Annotated in this window: 7 protein-coding genes; all 7 read right to left on the minus strand. The window is 66.7% G+C overall.

From position 1 onward, the window contains the following. Positions 1-1,338, minus strand: a complete 1,338-nt coding sequence (locus ACFPIH_RS02040; protein ID WP_381166598.1) for a sugar ABC transporter permease — start codon at positions 1,336-1,338, stop codon at positions 1-3. Then, on the minus strand, positions 1,335-2,123 hold the full coding sequence (locus tag ACFPIH_RS02045) for an ATP-binding cassette domain-containing protein (protein ID WP_381166600.1): 789 nt from the start codon (positions 2,121-2,123) through the stop codon (positions 1,335-1,337). The genes ACFPIH_RS02040 and ACFPIH_RS02045 overlap by 4 nt, the downstream gene beginning before the upstream one ends. A gap of 270 nt (positions 2,124-2,393) precedes the next feature. Further along, positions 2,394-3,482 (minus strand): sugar ABC transporter substrate-binding protein, encoded by a 1,089-nt coding sequence (locus tag ACFPIH_RS02050; protein WP_381166602.1) that lies wholly within the window; start codon positions 3,480-3,482, stop codon positions 2,394-2,396. A gap of 134 nt (positions 3,483-3,616) precedes the next feature. Beyond that, complete coding sequence (locus ACFPIH_RS02055; RefSeq protein ID WP_381166681.1) at positions 3,617-4,816, minus strand: ROK family transcriptional regulator; 1,200 nt, start codon at positions 4,814-4,816, stop codon at positions 3,617-3,619. 317 nt (positions 4,817-5,133) lie between these two features. Next, complete coding sequence (locus ACFPIH_RS02060) at positions 5,134-6,042, minus strand: carbohydrate ABC transporter permease (RefSeq protein ID WP_381166604.1); 909 nt, start codon at positions 6,040-6,042, stop codon at positions 5,134-5,136. A 2-nt stretch (positions 6,043-6,044) separates the two neighbouring features. After that, the gene (locus ACFPIH_RS02065) at positions 6,045-6,971 is read right to left on the minus strand and encodes a carbohydrate ABC transporter permease (protein WP_381166606.1); all 927 of its coding nucleotides are present in this window, start codon (positions 6,969-6,971) and stop codon (positions 6,045-6,047) included. Positions 6,972-7,010: 39 nt separating this feature from the next. After that, on the minus strand, positions 7,011-8,459 hold the full coding sequence (gene ngcE / locus ACFPIH_RS02070; protein WP_381166608.1) for an N-acetylglucosamine/diacetylchitobiose ABC transporter substrate-binding protein: 1,449 nt from the start codon (positions 8,457-8,459) through the stop codon (positions 7,011-7,013). Between the last annotated feature and the right edge of the window lie 346 nt (positions 8,460-8,805).

Below are 8,805 nucleotides of genomic sequence, written 5' to 3' on the forward strand. Positions count from 1 at the left end.
TCAGCCGCGGCCGGCCGCCTTCTGGCTCCTGCGCGAGACGGAGTCGATGACAACCGCACCGAGCAGAACGCCACCGGTGATCATGTACTGGATCGACGTGCTCATGTTCAGCAGGTCAAGGCCGGTCTGGATGGACTGGATGACCAGCATGCCCAGGAGGGCGGACCACACGGTGCCGCGCCCGCCGAAGAGGCTCGTACCACCGATGACGGCCGCCGCGATGGCGAGCATCAGCGTGTTGCCGCCACCGGCGGACAGCGACGCACCCGCGGTCTGGCCCGCGAAGAACATGCCGCCGACCGCCGCGAAGCCGCCGGAGATGGCGAACACGGTGATGCGGACCATCGGCACGTTGATACCGGCACGGCGGGCGGCCTCGATGCCGCCGCCGACCGCGAACACCTTGCGGCCGTACGTCGTGCGACGCAGCACGAAGTCCACGATCACCAGCGCCGCCAGGAAGATCACCAGCGCGTTGGAGACACCGGAGGCGTTGTTCAGCACCGCGGCGGAGACGAACGCCGCGACGGCGAGCAGGCCCACGCGCAGGAGGATCTCGCCGGTGGCACGGAACGGCACGCCCGCCGCCCGACGGCGGCGCTGCTCACCGAAGTTGCCGACCGCGGACAGCACGACCGCGAGTCCGGCCAGGACGTAGGCGCCGATGATGGCCTGGTCCATGAAGAAGGAGTTCTGGCCGAGCAGGTGGACCGGGCCGGAGTCCGACGGGAGGTTGATCGTGCCGCTGGAGCCGAGCAGCCACAGCATCAGACCGTTCCAGCCCAGGAAGCCGGCCAGGGTGACCACGAAGGCCGGTACACCGATCCTCGCGAAGAACCATCCGTGCAGGGCGCCGATGCCGATGCCGGTGACGATGGTCAGGAGGAGCGCCAGCCACGCGCCCATACCGTGGTCCACCACGAACACGGCGAACAGCGCGGACGCCAGACCGCTGACGGACCCGACCGACAGGTCGATCTCACCGAGCAGCAGCACGAACACCAGGCCGATGGCGAGCATGCCGGTGGCCGACAGGAAGTAGCTGATGTTGGAGAGGTTGTCGGCGCTCAGGAAGCGGTCGTTCTTCAGCTGGAAGATCGTCCAGATGACGATCAGGCCGAGGACGACCGGGATCTGGCCCAGCTCGCCGCCCTTGACCTTGCGCTTGAACTCCGTGAGGTAGCCCTTGAGGCCCTCCTCGCGGACCAGCAGGCGCGGGTCGACGACGGACACCGCCGCGGCCGTGGGGTCGTCGGCGGGCGCGACGGTCTGCTGATCCTCGGCGAAGCCCTCGGGCTGGGGAGAATCGCTCTTCACGGTCTTCGAGGTGTCGCTCACTTTGCCGCCTCCGCGGTGCGCCCCGCGCGACGGGTCACGGCGTTGTCCGTGGCACCGGTGATCGCGGCGATGATCTCTTCGTGGCTGGTGTCCTTCACCGGGAAGGAGCCGTTGTTCTTGCCCAGGCGCAGGACGGCGACGGTGTCGGCGACCGCCTTGACGTCGGCCATGTTGTGGCTGATGAGGATGACGCCGAGGTCACGCTCGCGCAGCCGCTCGACCAGGTCGAGGACCTGTGCGGTCTGCTCGACGCCGAGGGCGGCGGTGGGCTCGTCGAGGATGACGACCTTGGGGTCGCCGATGAGCGCGCGGGCGATGGCGACGACCTGGCGCTGACCGCCGGAGAGGCTCGCGATCGGGATGCGCACGCTCGGGATGCGGATGGAGAGCGTGGACAGCAGCTCGCGGGAGTTCTTCTCCATCGTCACCTCGTCGATGACGCCCCGGCGCAGCAGTTCGCGGCCGAGGTAGAGGTTGCCCACCACGTCGAGGTTGTCGCAGAGCGCGAGGTCCTGGTAGACGGTCGCGACGCCGAGTCCCTGGGCGTCGTGCGGCTTGGTGATGCTGACCGGGTTGCCCTCCCACTCGATGACGCCCTCATCGATGGGGTGGACACCCGCGATCGTCTTGACCAGGGTCGACTTACCTGCGCCGTTGTCGCCCACCAGGGCGACCACTTCTCCGGCGTGGACCTCCAGCTCGACGTCGGTGAGTGCCTGCACCGCACCGAATCGCTTGGAGACTCCGCGCAACGCCAGCACGGGCGTAGCGGACACGTGAACCATCTCCTTCGCCGCCTGACCGGCGGGGATGCCGCGCTTGGGGTAGGCGCGGAGGGACGTGCGGCACGCCTGTGGCGGCCGGCACGAGGTTTACAGGACGAACATGCGCGAATCCGCTGCGCTTGGCAACGGTTCTCTCCGACGCCCGCCCCGCAGCGGGGTGTGAAGGTGGGGCGGGCGTCGGAGGGGCTTCGCGGGACCGCCGGGCGGTCTGGCCCGAGTCCCTCACGGGACCCGGGCGGAGGATCGCGCGGGCTGCGCGCGACGGCGTGACTACTCGAGACCGGCGGACGTGCAGGCGGCCTTGAACTCGGCGGTGCAGATGTCCGCGACCGTCCACAGGCCTTCCTTGACGACCGTGTCCTTGATGTTGGTCTTGGTGACCGACACCGGGGTCAGCAGCGTCGAGGGCACCTTGTCGCCGGAGCCGCTGGTCTGCGTGGAGGTGGCCAGGGACTTGATGTCCTTGCCCTCCAGCAGGTCGACGGCCATCTCGGCGGCGGTCTCGGCCTCGGTCTTGTAGTTCTTGAAGATGGTCGCGGACTGCGTGCCGGCGACGATGCGCTGGATGGCGGCGAGCTCCGCGTCCTGGCCGGTCAGCGGGATGCTGCTGATCTTCGCGCCCTTGAGGGTGTTGGCGATGCCACCGGCCATGCCGTCGTTGGCGGCGTAGACGCCCGCGATGTTCTTGGCACCCAGCTGGGTGATGGCCGCGGACATCTTCTGCGCGGCGACGGTGTCCTTCCACAGGCCGGACTGCTCGTAGGCGATGTCGACCTTGCCGTCGAGGGCCTCGTGGGCGCCCTGCTTGAACTGGGCGGCGTTCGGGTCGGCGTCGTCACCGTTGATCATGACGACCTTCGCCTTGGGCGTGGCCTTGGCGCCGAGGGCGGCGAGCAGCGCCTGGCCCTGGAGCTCGCCGACCTTGACGTTGTCGAAGGTGACGAAGCCGCTGACCGGGCCCTGGGCGAGGCGGTCGTACGCGACGACCTTGACGCCCTTGTTCACCGCGGCCTGGATGGAGGACTTGATCGCGGCGGAGTCCTGGGCGGAGATCGCGATGACCTTCACGCCCTTGGTCACCATGCTGCTGACCTGCTGGGCCTGCTTGGCCGCGTCGGCCCCGGCGTTCGCGTACTCGACCTTGCAGTCGGAGCAGAGCTCCTTGACCTTGGCGTCGAAGTACGGCTTGTCGAACTTCTCGTACCGCGCGGTGACGCTGTCGGGAAGCAGCAGGCCGATGGACTTGCCGCCCGAGCTGCTGCTGCCGGAGTCGCTGTCCTTGTCGTCGCCGGCCTTGCCGCACGCGGCAATCGACAGCGCCATGGACACGGCGGTGGCGCCGATCACGACTCTACGCATCGTTGCGTTCATTGGGTTGTGCCTCCCTGACAGGGCCGCAACGCTGCGGCCGAGGTGGCTCGAAGTCAACTCGGCCGCAAGTTCGACGTCAAGAAGTAAATACTTAACGAGATGGCAACGGCGTCATTCGTTCTCTAAGTGAAGGCAGGTGTGGCGGCGGTCAGAGTGCCGTCCAAAAGGGTCGAATCGCCCATCTCGCTGAGTGCGAGAGCGAGCGCTCCGAGTACCTCGGCACGACCTCCAAGAGCCCCCGGGAGAACGGACAATTGACGCGCCGCACTGGGGATCGCATAGCGGCCGACGGATTCTCTTATCGGCCCGAGCACCAGTTCACCGGCCTCGGCGAGATCGCCTCCGAGGACCACTCTGCTCGGGTTCAGAAGGTTACAGAGATTGGCGACTCCACTGCCGACATGGCGGCCGACGTCGGCGATCACCCGACGGCAGCCCGGGTCTCCTTCCCTGGCCAGCCGCACCACGCCTTCCATCGTCAGATCCGTACCGTGACTGGACTGGAGGAGCGGCAGCACATAGCGCGCGGCGGCGAAGGTCTCCAGGCAGCCCCGGTTTCCGCAGCGGCAGACCGGGCCGGATTCATCGAGTGTAATATGTCCGATTTCCCCCGCAGTGCCACCGGGGCCCCGGTAGATCTTCCCCTCGATCACCAGACCGGCGCCGACACCGCTCGCGACCTTGATGTAAGCAAGATCACGTACGCCCCGGCCGCTGCCCCAGACCAGCTCGCCGAGGGCGCCGAGGTTGGCGTCGTTGTCCACGTGCACGGGCACGCCGAGGCGGCCTCTGAGCTCCTCGGCGGGTCTGGTGCCGATCCACCCCGGCAGGATCGCGGAGGAGCCCAGCGTGCCGGACTCCAGATCGATCGGACCGGGCACGCCGACACCGATCCCGGCGATCTTCGCGCTGTCCACCCCGGCGGCCTCGACCAACCGGGTGACCAGCTGCTCCGCCCGGTCGAAGCCCTGCGCCGAGGAGGCGTCCACGTCCAGCGGCTCGGACTCCTCCGCGAGCACCTGGTGGGCGAGGTTGCCGAGGGCGACCCGCAGATGGGTGTGGCCGAAATCCACTCCGATGACAATGCCGGCGTCGCCGCTGAGGGATACGCTGCGCGCCCTGCGTCCGCCCGCCGAAGTGGGCGTGACCTCGACGGTCCCGCCGTCCTTGAGCTCGCGCACGATGTTGGAGACGGTCGCGGCCGACAGTCCGGTCGTGCGGGCGATCTCCGCCTGTGTGAGTGACCCGGCCAGACGCACGGCACGCACGACCCGCTCCAGGTTGGCCCGATGCAGTGACGACTGCGACCCCGGAGTCTCCACGACGACCTCCCGCGCGCGGGACCGCTTCGGCGAGGCCCCGTCTATGTCCAACTAGTGAACTCTAAGCTGAGCCGTTCGGGTCCCGTCCCGTCAAGAGGTTGAACACTATCCGCGCGGCCGACCCCAGACGCCCGGCGCCGCGCGACGGAGGGTTGCGGGGTGTGCGGGGGTGGCTGCGGGGCGTTACGGAGAGTGGGGTTCCGAAGTGGTGTAGACCGCTTGGCGCGGGCCTGAAAACGGTCGGGACAACATCAAAAACGGCGTACACGGACACCCTGTGCGCCGGGAGTCCGTGTACGCCGAGTGAAGACAGGGGTTTACTTCAGGGCCCCCGCCGTCAACCCCTGAACCACCTGCCGCTGGAAGACGATGTATGCCGCAAGTACCGGGAGCATGGCCATGACCAGGCCGGCGAAGAGTCCGGACCAGTCACCCTTGTAGCCCTGGCTGACGGCCAGTTGGACCAGCCCCTGGGTGAGAACCCGTTTGTCCGGATCGGTGTTGAGGACCGTGGGCAGCATGTACTGGTTCCACTGGCCCAGAAAGTTGAAGATACCCACGCTGATCAGGCCGGGTTTGGCCATCGGCAGCATGACCTGGAGGAAGGTCCGGGTGTGCGAGGCGCCGTCGACGAAGGCCGCCTCCGCCACCGAGGTCGGCAGCGTACGGAAGAACGCCGTCAGGAAGAACACCGTGAACGGCAGCGAGTAGGCGATGTAGACCAGGATCAGCCCGTGGATGGTGTTGAGCAGCCCCATGTTGTTCACCACATAGAACAGCGGGACCAGCGCCAGCATGATCGGGAAGCTCATGCCGCCGACGAAGAGGAAGTAGATGAACCGGTTTCCGGGGAAGTCGAAGCGGGCCAGGACATAGGCCGCCATCGAGCCGAGGGCCAGGGTGCCGATCAGCGAACCGCCCACCACCAGAACGGTGTTGAGGAAGTAGTCGCCCATATTGGCCTCGGTCCAGGCCCGTGACCAGTTGTCGAAGTGCAGTTTGTCCGGCAGCGACCACGGGGAGCCGAAGATGGCGCCGTCGTCCTTGAAGGACGTCATCACCGCCCACAGCAGCGGCAGTACCACCATGATCGCCCAGATCACCAGGACACCGTGCGAGAAGACGTTCAGGACCCGGCCTTCGCTCTTCGGCGCGGCGGGCGGCCTTCCGGCCGGGAGGTCGGTCTTGGTGACGGACACGGGAGCGGGGGGTTCGGTCGTCTTCATTCTCAGTACTCCAGCCGCTCGCGCCGCCCCAGCCGCATCACGAGGGCCGCGAAGGCCAGCGTCACGACGAGGAGGGCGACCCCGATGGTGGTGGCGTAGGCGGCCTGACCGTCACGGAACGCCTTCTGGTACACGTACAGGACCATGACGGTGGTCGAGTAGTCGGGGCCGCCGGGTCCGGTCGTCATGATCTGTACGACCGCGAAGGACTCGGCGCCGAGGGCGAGGATGCCCATGTAGACCCAGCCGGACTGCACGGTGTCCCAGAGCAGCGGCAGGGTGATGCGGAAGAACGTGGCGGCGCGCCCGGCCCCGTCGAGGAGGGCGGCCTCGTAGAGATCGGCCGGGATGGACGCCATGCCGGCCGAGAACAGGACCACGAAGAAACCGACCGTGGACCAGACCAGGACCGCCATCACGCACCACAGCGCGAGATCCGGATCGCCGAGCCAGAGGGGCTGGATGCCGCCCAGTCCGATGCCCCGCAGAAACGCGTTGATCGCGCCGCTGTCCGGGTTGTACGCGAAGGCGAACAGCAGCGCGACGATGGCGATCGACAGCACCTGCGGAAAGAAATACACGATCTTGTAGAAGGACGAGCCACGGACGCCGGAAACGGCCGGTCCGCCCTTCCTTCTGCGCCCTCCGACATTGATCATGAAGGAGAGGAACAATGCCAGGCCGAGTGTCACCAGCGGCACCAGGAGTGCGAACAGCAGGCTGTGCCACAACGACTTCCAGAAGATGTCGTCGTCGAGCATCCTGCGGTAATTGTCCAGGCCGACCATCTTGAATTCGGGGCTCAGGCCGGTCCAGTCCGTGAACGAGTAGTAGATGGACTGGATGAACGGCCAGACCACGAAGAGCGCGTACAGTCCGAGGGGGAGCGCCAGGAACCCCACGATGAACCGGTACTTGCCGTGCTGCATCGCCACTCCGGTGCCGTCGGGAATGCGTGTACCTGCGGATTACTGGTGCTTGTAGTGCTTGATCGAGCTGTCCTTGGCGGCGGCGTCGGCGTAACCCTGGATCTTGCTGATGGCCTCCGCCGGGGTGAGCCGCCCGGCCATCATCTCGCCGAGTCCGCCGACCCCGATCTGCTCCTTCTGCAGCTGGACGTACCAGTCCTGCATCCGCGGGTTGACGACGTTGTCACCGGCCTTCTCCAACGCGGCGACGCCCGACTTCAGGCCCGGGGTGAGGGTGATGCCGTCGGTGCCGCCGTTGAAGGCGGTGAGCGACTTGACCTTGGCCGTGAAGTTCTTGGACGACGCCTCGCTGAGCATGATCCGCAGCTGTTCCATGCCGCCGGAGGCGTTCTTCGCCTTGGCCGGCACGACGAACGGCTCGCCGCCCGAGGCCCAGATCGTGCCGAAGGGCATCTTGTCGGAGGAGTCGATACCGGTGGGCGCGGACACGGCGAGGTCGAAGTCCGCGGGGATGACGTTGGCCGACTCGTTCTCCACCCAGGAGCCGTTGGGGATGAACAGGGCCTTGCCCTGGGCCCAGGCGGTCTGTGACTGGATGTGGTCCAGGCCAGGGGTGCCCTTGAGGACGTACCCCTTCTTGTAGAGCTCGTAGTACGCCTCGAAACAGGCCTTGACCGCCGGGTGCTTCCAGGCGTTCGGCTCCAGGTTGTCGATGGCGTCCAGGACCTCACGGCCGCCGACCTTGCCGATCATCGGGTAGAGCGAGAAGGGGAGGTAGTACGGGTACTTGCCCGCGTACGTCCAGCCGGCGATGTTCTTCTTCTTGGCCTTCTCGCAGACCGCGAGCATCTCGTCCCAGGTCTCCGGGTAGGCCGCGTCCAGCGAGTCCAGCGCCTTCTGCGAGTACCAGACGCCGTAGACGGTGTAGGCGTAGTACATGATCCACACCGGGTCGCCGTCGAACTGGCCCATCTCCACGATGCCCGGCCGCAGGGTGTCGCGGACCTTCTTGGCCGGGTCGTCGTACGACGGGGCGTCGAGCAGCGGGGTGAGGTCGGCGAGCTGCTTCTTGCCGACGAGGACGCCCATGTCCATCTGCTCGGCGCCGGAGTTGTCGATGAGGTCGGGCGGGGTGCCCTGGTTGAAGCGGGGCTGGAGCGTGGACTGGATCTTCTGGGTGGCCGAGAACTTCACCTTCGCCTTCGGGAAGTTCGTCTCGTAGATCTTCACCGCGTCCTCGGCGTACTCCTTGCCGAAACCGCCGTCGAAGAGGACGAATTCCAGCTGTGCGGTCTCGTTGACCGCGAGCGGGTTCTTCGCCGTCTTCTTTCCGGCCTTGGCCTTGTCCTCTTCGCCGCCGCCACTGCTGGCGCACGCGGCCAGAAAGCTCATCGTGGGGACGGAGATCAGACCGAGTGCCGCAGATCTTCTGATCAGATCACGGCGGCCGATGCCCGCGGAAACTTTGCTCTCGGAGATGGATCCCATGCTCAAGTCCTCGCCTTCTCCAGGACTCAGGCGGTGAACCGGATCCTCCCGGCACCGCGGTCAGGTCGAACAGGGTCGTGCGGATCGCTTGAATCGCCGACAGGTATAGTCCACTCCCCACCGGCGGGGCAAGATCGAATGCAGGGTAAGCGGTCGGTCTTTCCCGAGTTGAGACCTGACGGAAATATGACCCGTCCGCAGGTACCTTGCCGGAAAATTCCCTGACATCAACCCCGCCTGGCGCAATCAACATCCTTGACATCGCCCGTCACTTGACCACCTACTGATTCCTGCGCGAGAAGTAGGACAACGTTGTCCGGGGTCGGTTCCCGGCCGGGCGGGGAGG

This window comes from Streptomyces vulcanius, from assembly GCF_042653945.1.
GTDB lineage: Bacteria > Actinomycetota > Actinomycetes > Streptomycetales > Streptomycetaceae > Streptomyces > Streptomyces mangrovi.